Source organism: Pseudomonas sp. HMSC057H01, assembly GCF_001836405.1.
In the GTDB taxonomy this organism is placed as follows: domain Bacteria; phylum Pseudomonadota; class Gammaproteobacteria; order Pseudomonadales; family Pseudomonadaceae; genus Pseudomonas; species Pseudomonas aeruginosa.
Genome location: NZ_KV828407.1, coordinates 1 through 216, shown reverse-complemented (window position 1 = coordinate 216; position 216 = coordinate 1). Strand labels below are relative to the sequence as shown.

1 rRNA gene is annotated in these 216 nt (G+C 50.9%); it reads right to left on the bottom strand.

What is annotated here, in order from left to right:
* Positions 1–29 precede the first annotated feature (29 nt).
* A 5S ribosomal RNA gene (gene rrf, locus HMPREF2581_RS05055) occupies positions 30–145 on the bottom strand.
* Positions 146–216: the final 71 nt, after the last annotated feature.

The following is a 216-nucleotide window of genomic DNA, read 5'->3' as shown; positions in this document are numbered from 1 at the left end:
CATCGCTGACCAGGGGTTTTGGGATAGGAGCTTGACGATGACCTACTCTCACATGGGGAGACCCCACACTACCATCGGCGATGCGTCGTTTCACTTCTGAGTTCGGGAAGGGATCAGGTGGTTCCAACGCTCTATGATCGTCAAGCAATTCGGTTGAATATCCGTTCGCTTGGGCTTACGTCTATCCGGATTCAGGTATGTGATTTCAAGGTGTTT